This window comes from Anaerococcus lactolyticus S7-1-13 (assembly GCF_000758765.1).
GTDB lineage: Bacteria > Bacillota > Clostridia > Tissierellales > Peptoniphilaceae > Anaerococcus > Anaerococcus lactolyticus.
In genome coordinates, this window is record NZ_JRMW01000039.1 from 1 (window position 1) to 15842 (window position 15842).

15 protein-coding genes are annotated in these 15842 nt (G+C 40.8%); 3 read left to right on the forward strand and 12 right to left on the reverse strand.

Annotated features, from left to right (window positions below):
* Window positions 1–1078 precede the first annotated feature (1078 nt).
* From HMPREF1630_RS07070 to HMPREF1630_RS07100, 7 genes are all read right to left on the reverse strand, one after another.
* A complete protein-coding gene (locus HMPREF1630_RS07070; RefSeq protein ID WP_037328385.1) occupies window positions 1079–1951 on the reverse strand; it encodes an undecaprenyl-diphosphate phosphatase in 873 nt (290 codons plus the stop codon).
* Window positions 1951–2760: a tRNA 2-thiocytidine biosynthesis TtcA family protein gene (locus HMPREF1630_RS07075; RefSeq protein ID WP_037328387.1), complete on the reverse strand. Its 810-nt coding sequence runs from the start codon at window positions 2758–2760 to the stop codon at window positions 1951–1953. Before HMPREF1630_RS07075 ends, HMPREF1630_RS07070 begins: the two co-directional genes overlap by 1 nt.
* Complete coding sequence (locus tag HMPREF1630_RS07080) at window positions 2757–3548, reverse strand: MBL fold metallo-hydrolase (protein ID WP_037328390.1); 792 nt, start codon at window positions 3546–3548, stop codon at window positions 2757–2759. Before HMPREF1630_RS07080 ends, HMPREF1630_RS07075 begins: the two co-directional genes overlap by 4 nt.
* On the reverse strand, window positions 3541–4356 hold the full coding sequence (locus HMPREF1630_RS07085) for a Cof-type HAD-IIB family hydrolase (RefSeq protein ID WP_037328392.1): 816 nt from the start codon (window positions 4354–4356) through the stop codon (window positions 3541–3543). The genes HMPREF1630_RS07080 and HMPREF1630_RS07085 overlap by 8 nt, the downstream gene beginning before the upstream one ends.
* Window positions 4357–4742: 386 nt before the next feature.
* Window positions 4743–5897 carry an NAD(P)-dependent malic enzyme gene (locus HMPREF1630_RS07090; RefSeq protein ID WP_037328393.1) on the reverse strand — a complete coding sequence of 385 codons (1155 nt, stop codon included), beginning with the start codon at window positions 5895–5897 and terminating at the stop codon, window positions 4743–4745.
* A 130-nt stretch (window positions 5898–6027) separates the two neighbouring features.
* A complete protein-coding gene (locus HMPREF1630_RS07095) occupies window positions 6028–7122 on the reverse strand; it encodes a DUF5808 domain-containing protein (protein ID WP_037328395.1) in 1095 nt (364 codons plus the stop codon).
* Entirely contained in the window at window positions 7115–7492 is a 378-nt protein-coding gene (locus HMPREF1630_RS07100) for a GntR family transcriptional regulator (protein WP_037328397.1), read from the reverse strand. The genes HMPREF1630_RS07095 and HMPREF1630_RS07100 overlap by 8 nt, the downstream gene beginning before the upstream one ends.
* 151 nt (window positions 7493–7643) lie before the next feature.
* On the opposite strand from HMPREF1630_RS07100, the gene HMPREF1630_RS07105 reads away from it, so the two are divergent.
* Window positions 7644–8564, forward strand: coding sequence for a lactate/malate family dehydrogenase (locus tag HMPREF1630_RS07105; protein WP_037328399.1), 921 nt, complete (start codon window positions 7644–7646; stop codon window positions 8562–8564).
* A gap of 850 nt (window positions 8565–9414) precedes the next feature.
* On the opposite strand, the gene groL is transcribed toward HMPREF1630_RS07105, so the two are convergent.
* The 3 genes from groL to HMPREF1630_RS07120 form a co-directional block, all read right to left on the reverse strand.
* Window positions 9415–11031, reverse strand: coding sequence for a chaperonin GroEL (gene groL, locus HMPREF1630_RS07110; protein ID WP_037328401.1), 1617 nt, complete (start codon window positions 11029–11031; stop codon window positions 9415–9417).
* Window positions 11032–11041: 10 nt separating this feature from the next.
* Window positions 11042–11326 carry a co-chaperone GroES gene (locus tag HMPREF1630_RS07115; RefSeq protein ID WP_004827814.1) on the reverse strand — a complete coding sequence of 95 codons (285 nt, stop codon included), beginning with the start codon at window positions 11324–11326 and terminating at the stop codon, window positions 11042–11044.
* A gap of 133 nt (window positions 11327–11459) precedes the next feature.
* Entirely contained in the window at window positions 11460–12680 is a 1221-nt protein-coding gene (locus tag HMPREF1630_RS07120) for a pyridoxal phosphate-dependent aminotransferase (protein WP_037328403.1), read from the reverse strand.
* Window positions 12681–12787: 107 nt separating this feature from the next.
* Here HMPREF1630_RS07120 and msrB point away from each other — a divergent pair, with 107 nt between their 5' ends.
* Entirely contained in the window at window positions 12788–13225 is a 438-nt protein-coding gene (gene msrB, locus HMPREF1630_RS07125; RefSeq protein ID WP_037328404.1) for a peptide-methionine (R)-S-oxide reductase MsrB, read from the forward strand.
* Between the two features lie 109 nt (window positions 13226–13334).
* On the opposite strand, the gene ald is transcribed toward msrB, so the two are convergent.
* Complete coding sequence (gene ald / locus HMPREF1630_RS07130) at window positions 13335–14444, reverse strand: alanine dehydrogenase (protein ID WP_037328406.1); 1110 nt, start codon at window positions 14442–14444, stop codon at window positions 13335–13337.
* Window positions 14445–14645: 201 nt separating this feature from the next.
* The gene (locus HMPREF1630_RS07135; protein ID WP_037328408.1) at window positions 14646–15215 is read right to left on the reverse strand and encodes a DUF3783 domain-containing protein; all 570 of its coding nucleotides are present in this window, start codon (window positions 15213–15215) and stop codon (window positions 14646–14648) included.
* A 107-nt stretch (window positions 15216–15322) separates the two neighbouring features.
* On the opposite strand from HMPREF1630_RS07135, the gene HMPREF1630_RS07140 reads away from it, so the two are divergent.
* On the forward strand, window positions 15323–15799 hold the full coding sequence (locus HMPREF1630_RS07140; protein ID WP_037328409.1) for a hypothetical protein: 477 nt from the start codon (window positions 15323–15325) through the stop codon (window positions 15797–15799).
* Window positions 15800–15842 lie beyond the last annotated feature (43 nt).

Consider the following 15842-nt stretch of genomic DNA (forward strand, 5'->3'; position numbering starts at 1 on the left):
TTACCTTGTATTAGCTGTTGTATATTCTAACTGATCTCTAATCTGCGAAGCCCTAAAAATCGCAAACTCGCTTCGCTCAGACAAGCGATTTTCTTAACGGGCTTCTTGATTAGAAATCTTTGCTCGATAAATGGGAGAAATGGTCTCGAAGTTTCAGTGTTGCAAGGCTCGTTTGGCTTTCGCCAAACATTGCTAGATGAGAGTTATTTTTTTTGATTCTAGTGTGACTAGACTTCTATACGATAATTATTTTATATACATGGCAAGGGGCTTCTCCACTTCGGTCGAAGCGAGGGGACGAGGTCTCCTAACTCCCACAGCACCATTCCGAGGAACATCGTGACGAGGAATCTCATGACTTAAAGATATGAATATACGAAGAGTTAAAAAAAATACAAGACCAAAAATTTTTGTAAATGAAGTCGGCGTATAAGACTTGCCTTAGCGGCCGAGAGCGTTGATTGTTTGATCGATAGCGAGTTATCAAATTTTAGCCAACTGAATGTCAAAAAAGTTAGAAAATAGTCCAACTTGAACGAATGAACCTCTATATTAATAGTTTGCCGAAGGCAAACACAATATCCCCCGAGAGGACATAAAAGCCCCTTGATTTGGGGCTTTTATGCCGAAAACGTAGTGCGGGAGCACGGAGAAGTTTGCGAAGCAAACGGGTTTTCGGTCGCCCGGAGGGTGTAAGTCTCCACGAGCCGACGGGCTTGCCGGGGGTGTAAGGGGGAAACAGATGAGGGAACAGCCTGCCCTAGCGGCCGAGAGCGACGAAACGTTCCCTAGGGTTTCCCCCTTTAAACGAAGATTCAACTGTAAGTGGAATAATACTTTTAAAAATCAAAATAATTATATATAGGTTGATATTCAATCTCGGATTGAAAGGCTAAGGAACGTAATCTTTTTACAATCAATGCTCCTATTCGTCGCATCGCTTGTAAAAAATTACATAAGGTTTTTCAAAAATTTCTGCTGCGGTGCTTTGCACCTTGAGAAATTTTGAAAACCGTAAAAACTTTTATTTAAAAGTTTTTACTACCATTTCGTCTCGGACGAAATTAAAAAAATGATATTATCTATTTATTAGTAAAAAATAAACAAACACAACTACTGCTAATATTATTCTATAGATCCCGAAGGGTATAAAATCGTGTTTTTTTACGTAGGCTAGGAATTGTTTGATTACTATGAAGGCTACTATGAATGATAGGATCATGCCTAGTAGGATTAGTGTCCATTCTGTTCCGGTGAAGTCTCCTAGGTTTTTTATTAGTTTTAGTAGGGTTGCTCCTAGCATGGTTGGGATGGCTAGGAAGAAGGAGAATTCTGCTGCGGCGGGTCTACTTAGGCCTAGGATCATGGCTCCTATGATGGTGGCGGCAGACCTTGATGTGCCTGGGACCATGGCTAGGCATTGGAAGAGGCCTATCATTATGATTGTGGTGTAGGGTACGTCTTTTAGGCTGTCGTATTTGATGGTTTTGTTTTTCTTTTCGATGAAAATTATGATGATACCCCAAAGTAGGAGCATGGCTGCTACTGTGGTTGGGTTAAAGAGGTAGGCGTCGATTAGGTCATCGAAGAGGAGGCCTAGGACCATGGCTGGGAGGACGCCTACTATGACTTTTAGCCACAAGTTGATGGTGGTTTTGTCTGGATGGGTGGCTAGGTAGTAGGCTTTGGATTGGGCGTTTAGGTCTTTGTATTTCTTTGGGAGTTCTTGTTTGGATTTTGCCCAAGGGTTTAGTTTTTCAAAGTAGATGACTACTACTGATAGGATGGCTCCTAGCTGGATGATGACGTTGAAGGCGTTGGAGAAGCCTTCTGGTTCGAGTTTTACAAATTGGTTGACTAGGATGAGGTGGCCGGTGGATGAGACTGGCAAAAATTCTGTGATGCCTTCTACTAGGGATAGGATTAGGACTTTGATTAGGTTGATTATCATTAAAATTCCTCCATGAATGTGTGGTGTTCACCTTTTATTTGATAGGCTAGGACCATGTCGCAGTTGACATTTTCCGAGCTGCGTAGTATTGACATTTCAACATTTGGGTTGCCTTTTTTTAGGTCTGCTATGAGGTCTTTGACTTTTTTTCTGGTGTGGGATTCGCTTGATTTGGTGACTGTGCAGGCACAGTCTAGCGCCTTTAGCTCTGCGAAGTCTCTCCACCTGATGATGTCTTCTTCTCTCAGATAGTAGAGGGGTCTTATGAGGAGCATGTCGTCAAAGTTTTGGGCAGTGAGTTTTGGCTTCATGGTTTTGTAGTTGCCGGCGTAGAGGACGTTTATCATGATGGTTTCGATGACGTCGTTTAGGTGGTGGCCTAGGGCTAGTTTATTGCAGCCGAGTTCTTTTGCCTTGGCATAGAGAAAGCCTCTTCTCATCCTCGCACAGAGGTAGCAAGGATTGCCCCCATCGGCAAGTGTTTCTGATATGTCAAAGACTCTTGAGTCGTAGATTTTGCCTGGGATTTGTAGGTAGGCTAGGTTTTTCTTTAGGAGCTCTAGGTTTTCCTCATCATAGCCCGGATTCATTGAGAGGTATTCGACATCAAAGTCTACCGGTCCATGTTTGTGGAGCTCTTCTATGAGTTTGGCTAGGATTAGTGAATCTTTGCCTCCAGATATGGCGACTCCTACCCTATCGCCTTCTTCAATTAACTTAAATTCTTTGATGGCCTTGATGAAGGGCGACCAGATTTCTTTCCTGTATTTTTTTATGAGGGATTTTTCGATTTCTTTTATGTCTGTCATAGTATTACTTTCCTTGATGGTTCATATCTTTTGGATACTTCGAGTTTGATGTCCTTGTCTGTGTCAAGTCCCAAGCTTTTTAGGTAGGTCTCAACTGTAATTAAGGAGAGGGCCTCGGTGTTGTTGGTGGTGGATAAATGGGATAGGAAGACCGATTCTCCCCTGCCTTCGAGGGCGTCGCCTAAGATTTCTGCTGCCTGATCATTTGACAAGTGGCCCATCTTGCCCATGACTCTGAGTTTTAGGTTGTAGGGATAGGGACCCATTTTTAGGGCTTCGAGGTCGTGGTTGGCCTCTAGGTAGTAGATGTCAGAGCCTTGGATTTGGTAGGCAATTTTGTCGTCTATCATGCCTGTGTCTGTGAGGAGGGTGATTTTCTTATTGCCCAAGTAAAGCACAAAACCTACCGGCTCATTAGCATCATGGTAGGTTGAGATGGGATAGATATCCATTGATTTGAAATTTAAAAACTCGTTGGATTTGAATTCTCCTATGAGCTCTTCGCTAAAATTTTTTGTTGTTGGAAGGATGGCCTTCCAAGTGCCCCTGTTGGCAAAGAGCGGAATTTTAAATCTCTTGGCGAGGACTGCTGCTCCCTTGGCGTGGTCAGCGTGTTCGTGGGTTAAAAATATACCGTCAAGCTTAGTTGCAGATTCGCCTACACTTTCGAGGAGCCTTTCGATTTGCCTGCCAGAAAAGCCGGCGTCTACCAAGATTTTGGTGCCATCATGGTCTATAAAAACAGAGTTGCCGGAAGATCCTGATGATAAAACTACAAACTTAGTCATTAAAGTAGTCTTTCAAAAAATTTGCGATTGATGGCTCGTCATTGGATCCTATGATATAATCAGCAGCTTCCTTGGTCATAGTCCTCGCATTGCCCATAGCTACACCCACTCCTACAGCCTTGATGGATTTTAGGTCGTTGGCACCATCGCCGAAGTACATGATTTCTTCCATTTTTATGCCGAATAGGTCTGCCAGCTCCGATAGGGTCTCGGACTTGCCTGCCGATTTATTCAAAATTTCTATTATGGTTTTTTCATTTCTCATGTACTTGTAGGAGTCTTTGAAGTCTTCCTTGTGTCGGTCTTCAAAGTCATTTAGGGTGTCAAAATCGCTGTCAAAGCTCACTCTGGCGAGGTCGTCATGGATGTCGGCTAGGGTTTCGTACCTGAGCCAAGGCATCTTCATGAGGGCCTGGTCATAGCGGAAGTGTTTATTTGGGGTTTTGGCATTGTTGTAGAGGATGTCCCTGGTGTGGATGGTGAGGTCAATCTTGTCATTGTCAAGTTTGGATGCGATTTTCTCTACATCTTCTGGGCTGAGGGTCTTTTTGATGATGGCCTTGCCTGTGGCGTTTTGTCTGACAAAGGCACCTGTGCAGGTAATTGAATAATCATCAAAGTCCATAAGGCCCAGACCTTCTCTTATCCAATAAAATCCATTGAAATTCCTGCCTGTGCAGAGGACTATCTTGATGCCTCTTGCCTTAAGGTCGGTTATTATTTTTTTTGTTTCTTCTAGGACCCTGCCGTCTTTGGTGATTATGGTCCCGTCTATATCAAATGCTATTAATTTTATATCTTTTTTCATCATTACCACTTTCTTTTTCTTCTCTCAAACTCCTATTATTTTACTAGAATATAGGTGGGGATTCAATTGTTAAGGCATGTAAAAAACCACCCCGGCTGAGGTGGTGGCGTGATAAGGTTTGGGTTTTGGGTGTGGAAATTTAGAGGGCTCTTGTTTATGGGGTTTCTCCTCCCTTTAGTTGTCGCAAGGGCGAAGTTGTTCTCGCATTTATGAGGTTTCTCCTCCCTTTGGTCGTCGCAAGGGCGAAGTTGTTCTCGCGTTTATGAGGTTTCTCCTCCCTTCGGTCGTCGAAACGGCGCGTAGGTTCAGTCGTCGAAAGGCGATGTGGGATAGCTTGGGGTGGGTGGAGATTTTCCTAGCATATTCTCCTTGTTAGTTTTTATAACCTATTTGATTTCAGCCTTGACTGCCTTGGCTACGGCTTCTGCCACGCCTTCTTCAAAGGCTCCCGGAATTACATAATCAGCTGATAATTTTTCCTCGCTTACAAGACCTGCTAGGGCCTTGGCTGCGGCAAGTTTCATGGAGTCTGTGATTTCCTTGGCGTGAGCATCAAGAGCACCCCTAAAGATGCCCGGGAAGGCTAGGACGTTGTTGATTTGGTTTGGATAATCTGACCTGCCTGTGGCTACAACCTTGGCTCCTGCCTCTTTGGCAAGGGCTGGGTCGATTTCAGGGACTGGGTTTGCCATGGCAAAGACAATTGGGTCAGCCGCCATGTTTTTGATGTCATTTTCATCAATTACACCTGGGGCAGACACTCCGATAAAGACATCACAACCCTTGATGGCTTCCTTGAGGCTTCCAACGAGGTTGTCTTTGTTGGTTATCTTTGCAAGCTCAGCCTTGACTGGGTTTGAGCCTGCTAGGTGGGTCTTATTGATTGTGCCTTTGGAGTCACAAGCGATTATATTTTTCACTCCCAAATCCAAAAGGAGTTTAGTAATAGAATAGCCTGCTGCACCTGCACCTGAAATCAAAACCTTGATGTCTGCGACATTTTTATTTACGATTTTTAGGGCATTTATCAAAGCTGCCACTGTCACTATGGCTGTGCCATGTTGGTCGTCGTGGAAGACTGGAATATCAAGGATTTCCTTGAGTTTATTTTCTATATAAACGCACCTTGGTGATGAAATATCCTCGAGATTTATACCTCCGAAAGTAGGGGCAATATTTTTAACAGTCTCGATAATTTCGTCAGCATCTTGGGTATCAAGGACAATTGGCACTGCATTTACATCCCCAAATTCTTTGAAAAGCACAGCCTTACCTTCCATAACTGGCAAGCCAGCTTTTGGCCCGATATTGCCAAGACCAAGGACAGCTGATCCGTCAGAGACAACTGCGATTGTGTTGGCCTTTGAGGTGTAGACATAGGCCTTCTTCTCGTCTTCGTGGATTTTCCTACAAGGCTCTGCCACACCAGGTGTGTAGGCGTAGGTTAAGTCTTCCGCATTTTCGACCTTCGCCTTCACTTCTGTGGCGACCTTGCCCTGCCATTGTTCGTGTTTTTTGAGTGCTATTTCGTAAACGTCCATAAATATTCCTCTCTTTATAAAATCCTTTTCATAGTCTAATTATAACATAGAAAGGCCAAAAATAATATCAAATTGTAAGGAGTTTCCAAAATTTCAAACAAAAACTCCCTTGCTATTGAAGGGAGCTTGTCTAGTTAAAAATAAACATAGAAACTATAGAAAATATTATTATAAGGGCTGTAAGAATCATAATAACTTTACCTGTGGGTCTTCCGATATTTATTGTATAGCCAACTCCAATTCTTTTTGGCACAAAAATTGCTGGGTCATCGGGATTATTATAAAAACCAGCTCCCAAAATCCAATACTTGTCATCTTCCTCAAAGGAAAAATCTTCCATCTTATCAAGTCTTGAACCGTCAGTGCCTACCTTGATGCCAAGGTAAATCACGCCTCCGATTGACAATATGATTGTAATAATGGTTAGGATATATAAAGGAAGGTTAGTATTTTTTAGGGCTAGGAAATTAACTCCGACTTCAAAAAGTAAGGTCATGACAAAGGCATTTATGCCTATGTAATAGGTCCAAATCTTCTTGGCTTTTCTATTATTCGCCAAAGATTTTTCTGGATTTTCCTTTGAAATTCTTGGTCTAACCTTGATAACCATGAGGTTTATAAAATAAAACATGGCAAGGCTAGCAAGGCTTATGAGACTTGGATAAAAGACATTAAGGTAGGTTTTATCACCCATCCTTGTGACCTTGCCCTCAAAATCAGTCTGCATAATGATTTGACTTCCAATTTTATCGTAATTTATAAACAAAAATAGGCTTACCAATATTATTAGTAAAAGGGATGCTCCGTAGAATATGGCCATTATTTTCCTTAAGTCTGCCTTGCCTTCATTGTTGTCGATAACGATGATTTTCCTCTTATCTTGGCTAAGTCCCTTGGTCATGTTTTTTAAATTCTTGTTATAAATAATAAGTGGTAGGGAAAGAAGACCTAGACTTATAAAAAAGAAAAGTGTCAAAAATCCCACTGATTTTGTGACATAAGACAAAAAATATTGGCCAAGACCTAGGAAAATGGTCATTGTTATGGCCATTATCTTATAATCTATTAAAATTTGCTTCATGGTTTCTGTCTCTTTCACATCTTTTGGGACTGATACTCCAAGTGTGTAGCCTTTTTTAGAAAAAGTCTGAACAAAGACCTGAATTATACCAACCAGTATAAGGACAAATGTATAATTTATTGCGATAAATCTTGCTTCAGTCATTTTTATTCTCCCATTTTTTATTGATACGATCTATAAAGTCTTCCTTCTTTAGACCCTTTAGCTTGCAAATAGCAAGCAAGTAGTCTAGTTCGCCAGAAATTTTGTCTGTGTCAAAGTCCTTCATGGCGTTTTTTTCCTCGCTAATGAGGCTGCCGTACCTGCGATCCATAGTAAGAACCCCATCGGCTTCCAAAAGCTTGTAGGCCTTGTTGACAGTGTGGAGGTTGATTCCGATGTTTTCCGCCATCTCCCTCACAGAAGGTAGTTTGTCACCTGGATTTATTTGGCCATTGGCGAGGCCGATTATAATTCCCCTTCTGATTTGCTCATAGATTGGCAAGTCAGATTTAAAATCAATTTCTAAAAACATAAGTCCTCCTTTGTCCTATTCGTTATATATATTATATAACAGATAAAACGATTTGTAAAGAAGCTCGCGAATTTTTTTATAGAATCTTTTTATGAGGGGAGTTTATTAGGAATTTTTCATTTCTGAGTTATAATATTTTTGAGGTGAAAATATGAAATTAGGAATAATCGGTGCAGGAGCTGTTGGTTTTGCAGTTGGCTACACAGCCGCAAGAATGGGCATAGCTTCTGACATAAAATACAATGATATTATCGAAGAAAGGGCCAAGGCCCAAGCCATGGATATTGAGGATGCGTCAAGCTTTTACCCACACTATGTAAAAATGAGCTGGGGATCCTACAAGGACATGGCAGACAGGGACATAATAGTCACAGCCACAGGCAGTCTTGATGGCGTGCGTGACAGACTTGAAGAATACGAGATGTTCAAAGACGCCACAGAAGCCTATGTTAAGGAAATTGTAAAAGCAGGCTTTAAGGGCATCTTTATAGTTGTGGGCAATCCTTGCGACCTCATGGCAGACTTGGTCTACAGGGCAAGTGGTTTTCCAAAAGAAAGGGTCATCGGATCTGGTACTGCCCTTGATACTACAAGGCTTAATACCACCTTATGCAAGCTTTTAGAAATTGACCCAGCAGATGTGAGGGGAGTTGTACTTGGTGAACATGGTGAAAGCCAATTTGTTGCCTGGTCAAACATCTTTATCAACAACCTAACCTTTGAGGAATATCTAAAACAAAACCCAGCAAGCTTTTCAAGAGATGACGTGGAAAACCTCGTAAGAGAAAGGGCTTGGAGGGTAATAGACGGCAAGGGCCACACCCAGTGTGGGATAGGAAACACAGTCTGCTCCATAATTGACGCCATAGTCAACGACAGAAAAAAAGTCATCCTTGTAGCCACCCTTATGGAAGGCATGTACGGTCTTGATGATATCTACCTATCCACCCCATGTGTCCTAGGCAAAGACGGCATGGAAAAGGCAATCGAGCTTAAACTAAATGAAGAAGAACTAGCAAGACTAAAACATTCCGAAAAAGTTTTGAAGGCTAATAGGGAAAAATATAAGTAGGAATTACTAATGTTGAAAATCCACAGAAAGTGGGTATATTAATAGTAACCATGAGTTCTATTATGATGCATGGAATAACCAAAAAAAGACGAGCCAGCACGCTCGTCTTTTTTATATGCTAATTATCATCGCTAATTTTGCTGTCTATCGACATTTGCAAGAGAAAAATATAAGTAAAGTTAAAAATATTGAAAATCCACAAATAGTGGATATATTGATAGTAACCATGATGTCAAGTAACTGCATGGTGTTACCAACTAAAAAGACGAGCTTAGGGCTCGTCTTTTTGTGTGCTAGTTATCATCTTTAATTAGCTTTCTCGCTTCGCTGCGAACTGCTCCGTCGCTCTCGGCCGCTAGGGTAAAATGGGTCCTCCCCTAGCTGGACGGGCTAGTTTCTAGCCATTTGCAAGGGAAAAATATAAGTAAAGTTAAAAATGTACTAATGTTGAAAATCCATAAATAGTGGGTATAATGCTTATACCATGAAGTCAATTACTAAGCATGGATTACCAAAAAAGACGAGGGTTCGGCCTCGTCTTTTTTTTGGTTAATTATCATCATTTATCTTGTCGCTTAACCATTTGTACAAGTAGTTACCAAGTACTTGTACCGCAACGTCAAGAATGAAGTCAATTACTCTCCGCATGATCTCACCTCCTCCCATGCTAATGAGAGCGATGATAACATATTTATTATACCCTTTTTATTATTGCATTTAATATAATAAGATAATTTTGCACAAAAAAAACCAGGAGTCAAATTTCCTGGTTTTTTCTTTATTACTTCGAGTCCTTCTCGCTTCGCTCGACCACTCCGTGGAGGGTCCTCAACGAGGCGGACGGCCTTGTTTAATACATTGGCATTTGTGGGGTTGGCATTGCTGGTTCTGCTTTTGGGATGTCTGCTACTGCGGCTTCTGTTGTTAGGATCATGCCTGCTACGCTTACTGCATTTTGGAGGGCTGATCTGGTTACCTTGGTTGGTTCTACGATTCCTGCTTCAAACATATTTACGAATTTGTTTTCGTAGGCGTCGTAGCCTTCTTCTTTGCCAGAGTTTTTAACTTTTTCTACTATTACAGATCCGTCTAGGCCTGCGTTTTCTACTATTTGTCTTAGTGGTGCTTCTAGGGCTTTTTCTATGATTAGGGCACCTGTTTTTTCATCGCCTATCAATTTTTCTCTAAGGTCTTCTACCTTTTCGATTGCTCCTATTAGGACTACTCCACCACCTGCGACTATACCTTCTTCTACAGCTGCTCTGGTTGCTGATAGGGCATCTTCAATTCTGTATTTTTTCTCTTGCATTTCTGTTTCTGTGGCTGCACCTACGTTTATTACTGCTACACCACCTGCAAGTTTGGCTAGTCTTTCTTGAAGTTTTTCTTTTTCGTATTCGCTTTCTTCTTTGGCTACTTGGTTTCTGATGTTTTCTACTCTTTCAGCAAGGGCTTCCTTGTCGCCTTTGCCTTCTACGATTGTTGTGTTGTCTTTGTCTACTTTTACTTTCTTAGCAGATCCTAGCATGTCGATTGTGGCTTCTTTTAGGTCCATGCCTAAATCTTCACTTATTACCTTACCACCTGTTAGGATGGCTATATCTTCAAGCATGGCCTTTCTTCTGTCACCATAGCCTGGTGCTTTTACTGCTACTACGTTGAAGGTGCCCCTTAATTTGTTTAGGATAAGGGTTGTGAGGGCTTCGCCGTCTACATCATCAGCAATGATTAGAAGTGGTCTTGATTCTTGAACGATTTGTTCAAGGAGTGGAAGGACTTCCTGGATGTTTGATATCTTTTTGTCTGTTAAAAGGATGTATGGGTCTGCAAGTTCTGCTATCATCTTTTCATTGTCTGTTGCCATGTAAGGTGATAGGTAGCCCCTGTCAAATTGCATACCTTCTACAAGGTCAAGGTAGGTGCCTGTTGTTTTTGATTCTTCAACAGTGATAACTCCGTCATTTCCTACCTTTTCCATAGCATCAGCGATTAGCTTACCAATGGCGTGGTCTTGGGAAGAAATTGATCCTACATTCTCAATTGCTTGTTTGTCTTCAACTTCTTTTGAGTTTTCCTTGATATAGTCAACTACTATGTCAGTAGCTTTTTTTAGACCCTTGTTTAAAACGATTGGGTTAGCGCCTGCTGCAAGGTTCTTAAGACCTTCTTTGATGATTGAGTAGGCAAGGACTGTTGCTGTTGTTGTGCCGTCTCCTGCTACGTCATTAGTTTTGGTTGCTACTTCTTTTACAAGTTGAGCTCCCATATTTTCAAACCTGTCTTCTAGCTCGATGTCATTTGCAATTGTCACACCGTCGTTTGTGATAGTTGGTGCACCATAAGCCTTGTCAAGAACTACATTTCTACCCTTTGGTCCTAGGGTAACCCTTACTGCGTTTGCAAGTTTATCTATACCTCTTTCGAGACCTTCTCTAGCGTCTGTACCGAATTTAATATCTTTTGCCATTTTTTCCTCCTTAACCTTCTACTACTGCCAAGATGTCGTTGTACTTAACTACGATAAATTTTTCACCATCAAGTTTTACATCTGTGCCAGCGTATTGAGAATAAATAACCTTATCGCCAACTTTTAGCGAACCTTTTTTCTTTTCGTCATTTTCTATATCAGTGCTTATAGCAACTACTTCTGCGTATTGTGGCTTTTCTTGAGCACTTTCTGGAAGAACTATTCCAGATGCTGTAGTTTTTTCTGCTTCAGCTTTTTTTATTACAATCCTATCTCCGATTGGTTTTAAATTCATATTATTTCCTCCTGTTGAAAATAAAATAATGATAGCTTTGGGGTGCGTTAGCAGTCATTATGTTTGAGTGCTAACTCCTAGTTATAATATACTAAGATGTTTTTTTATTTCAAGAGTAAGACGAAATAAGAATCTATTTATCCATGTAAAAGGCAATTCTCTCCACTAATTTCACTACATCTTTCTTGTTTGTGGCGCAAAGGGCAATCCTGATTCCCTTGGCTGATGGGATGGTAAAGATGTTTTCTTTTTCCAAATTTTCTGTGATTTCAAAGGCCCTAGGAGTTGGCACAAAGGCAAAAAAACCACCAAAATATGGGATTATATCCAATTTATGCTTAAAAGCTTCCTCTACAAAGACATCTGCCCTCTCTCTGAGCATGGCTTTTAGACCTGCGAGTTCCTTGTCATATTCTCCCTTGTTTTCATCCTTGGCAAGGTCAACTAGGATTAGCTGAGGAGCGTGGACTCCGTTTGACCAGTTCACCCTAGCAGAAGATGCCATGGCATCCTTAAATTCTTCGATGACTTCCTTATAGCTTGAAATTCCAATCACAGCCCCACTTCTTAGACCGTAGGCTGTGTAGGCCTTGGACATAGAAAAGGCAACTAAGACCATGAGATTTTCTGGAAGCTTTGAAAATTTCTTGAAAAACTTCTTTTGCTCGCCATCTCCTGCAAATTCTATGTAGGCCACATCTATAAGGAGGGTAACTTTCTTGCCCCTAGCAACAGCCTCTTTTGAAATTTCCAAAACCTCATCCCATTCCTCATCGGAAAGCGAATAGCCAGTTGGGTTATTGCCTGGAGAATTGATTATAGAAACCAAACGATCGTGGTCTTTTAGGGCCTCATCTTGACATTTTTTGTAGGAAGCAAGGTCAAATTTAAAATCTTTGGTGAAAAAATTATAGGTCCTAAAGTCTCTGTCAAATTCCCTGCACATCTTTTGGTAGGGTTGCCAAAAATAATCGTGGCAAATAACGGGATCGCCAATGTCAGCATAGGCAAATATCCCATTTCTAATAGCCCCTGTGCCCCCCGGTGTGGATACAGCTTCGATATAGGCATCTGGCCTATAGTCCTCAAAAAGTAGGTTTATTACTGTATCCCTAAAGGTCTTTTCCCCTTCTATTGGGGCGTAGGATGCGATAATCCCCCTATCCATGGTTTCAAGTCTTTTATAGAAGGAATCAAGGGCGATTATATTTCCCTCATCATCGGCTAGGGTGCCAAGAACAGCGTTAATTACATTTGCCTTGCCAAACTTGGCTTGGGCTTCTTTTACCTTGGCGTTTATTGCAAAAGCGAGGTCTGGACCAGTTTTTCCGCTTTTTTGTATTGTCATTGTCATGTTCTTCTCCTTTACTAGGGTTTTTTATTATTATACCGAATTTTATTGCCATGACTTGGGTTTTGTAGATAATTTTGGGTAAGAATTAAAAACAGGAGGAAAATTTTATGAGTAAATACAATAAAGACGATTTGAAAAAAATCTTAACTGATATCCAATATGAAGTGACCCAAGAAAGTGGCACAGAAATGCCATTTTCATCTGAATATGACAATTTTTATGAAGATGGGATTTATGTTGATATAGTCTCTGGCGAGCCACTTTTTTCTTCAAAAGATAAGTTTAATGCCGGCTGTGGTTGGCCTTCCTTTACCAAACCTATTGATGGCACCGACTTAACCGAAAAGGATGACTTTAGGCTCATGCGAAAAAGAATCGAAGTCAGAAGCAAGGAAGCAGATAGCCACCTCGGCCATGTTTTCCCAGATGGTCCCAAAGAAGCAACCGGCCTTAGATATTGCATAAATGGAGCTGCCCTTCGTTTTATCCCAAAAGATAAGCTAAAAGAAGAAGGCTACGGCAAATATTTAGAAATATTTGAATAAAAAAAGACTACCAGCGATAATCAACCCCTCAGTCTAGGGAATTGGCTATTTAGCTGGTAGTTTTTATTTTCTTATAAGACTTTCATCATAACAAAGCTAGTCTTTTTTTTTAGATTTCAAGAGCCTTACATTCGTGGCCTGTATCTTTGGCTACAGATTCGATTGTAACCTCGCCCTTGTGGGTGTTGATACCGGTCGCAAGCTCTGGGAATTTTTCGATTGCTCCCTTAAAACCGTACTTACCAAGCGCCTTAGCATAGACAGTTGTGGCATTGGATAAGGCGTAGGTAGAAGTCATTGCGACTGCTCCTGGGATGTTGCCTACTGCATAGAAGGTAACACCATATTCTTTGAATACTGGATGGGTGTGGCTGGTGGCGTGATCTTTTGTGATGTCTGTTGAACCACCTTGGTCGATAGCAACATCGACTACGACAGTTCCTTCCTTCATCTTCTTAACTGTGTCTACCTTTACAAGTTGTGGTGCACGTCTGCCTGGGATTAGGACTGTGGATATAACAAGGTCTGCCCCACTTACCGCTTCGTCAATATTTAGTGGGTTAGAATAGAGGGTTTCAATCTTGTCTGGGAAAATATTGTGAAGGCTTGTTAGGGCATCAATATTCACATCTAGGACTGTAACCCTAGCTCCCATACCAACAGCGATACGGGTCGCAGCTGTGCCTACTGTACCTGCACCGACTATTACAACATTAGCAGGTCTCACACCTGGCACACCTTGGAGAAGAATCCCCCTACCACCTTCAGGCTTGGTTAAATATCTTGCTCCCTCTTGGACTGCCATCCTGCCAGCGATTTCTGACATTGGGCGAAGAAGTGGTAGTTTACCATCTTTTATTACTGTCTCAAAACCAATAGCTGTGACTTTTTTCTTCAAAAGCTCGTCAAGTAGCTCTTCGTTGCCAGCTAAGTGGAGGTAGCAATAAATGATGAGACCTTCTCTTAAGTATTTATATTCATCTTTGAGAGGCTCTTTGACCTTATAGATGATGTCGGATTTTTCCCAAACATCAGCCGCAGAATCAAGGACCTTGGCACCTGCTTCTTTGTAGTCAGAATCGGATATGCCAGAGCCTACACCCGCCCCCGCTTCAACAAGCACTTCTATTCCGTTTTTAACAAGGTCGGCAACAGCACCTGGTACTGCAGCAACTCTTGACTCTTGGTCTTTTAATTCTTTTGGTATTCCTATAATCATTTTTTCACCTCTTATAATAAAAAACTTAGTTCTTTATTTATATTTATACCTTTTTTTGTATTTATTTTAAAGAGGTCTTATTAATTTTCGAGAAAAAATTTGCAAGCCTTTCCTTCTTTATTATAAGCTTATATCTCTTAGGCTAGGAAAATAATTAAAATTTCAAAAAGAAAAGTGGCACCTTAGTACCACTCTTACTTCCTATTTGTTTTCATTTTCTACCCTTATATTCTCGTCCATGAGTTTTAGGTAGTAGTCCTTGGCCTTGTCTATAGAAAATATCGAAGAATCTTGGAAAAATCCCTTGATTTCTTCTATTAGCTCCTTGGTTTTGGCATCTTCCCCATATGCTTGCTTAAGGCTTGAGGCCTTCTCTAGTTGGATATTAATCTTGTTAATAAGGCCCATAGTCCTTGCTTCCTTGTCATTTTCGATCAAAAGCTCCCTTAAAGACCAGGTCACATTATTTTGTGTTGTCCCAGCCTTGTGTTGGACACTTGCCCCACTATTTCTAAGCTCGTCCATAACCTTAAACATCTTTTCATGGTCGAAATTAGAAAATAAAACAAAGTCAAAGTCAATATTTATGCTCTCGTTGATACCAGCTTTTTTCTCTTCAGAAAAACCATCAAGGCCCAAAAGGTAGCCAACATAATGGTCTACATGATCTTGACCAACTTCTATTATATCAACGTCATTTTCATTACAAATTTCCTTAAATTTATCGTAGTCTTTCGCAAGGTGTGTATTATAAAATAGTATTTCTGCCATATAATCCTCATTTCTATATTTATATATAAACTATACTAATCATAAAATTAAGGTCAATTTTGAAAAATGGGTATATAATAATAAAGACTAAGGTTATGGAGGAAAAAATGGAAAATAAAATTGTGGATATAGATTTAAGAATAGTAAGAACCAACAAGATGATAAGAAGGGTAAGACAAGTGAGGGCCATGGTCAAGCTTGCTATGAAAAACATGGACAACCAATATGCCTACTCAACATCAGATTGGCTCAGGGGAAATATTTTAGGTGACTTCATCAGAAAAAAAAGAACTGACAAGCTAAACTCACTCATAAATAAAGTCCAACAAGCTATGCTAGACCTAGAAAGAGACCTCCTAGTCTACGACGAAAACCTAGCCAAATCATTGAGGCTGCCTTCCAGGATGGCAGAAGCCGGCAAGGTGACAGGTATCATTGATGACATCGCTCTTAGAAGCAAGATGAGATACAAAAAATTTGACGTCGCCAAGAGCCTAAGAAATCTAGACAAAGTCTTAGCAAGGCTTGAAGAAGACAAAAACAAGTTAAAATTTATGAAAAAAGACCAAAAGGGCTTGGTATAAAAAAAGGCAAGGCTTAAAGTTAAGCCTTTTTTATTTGTCCATG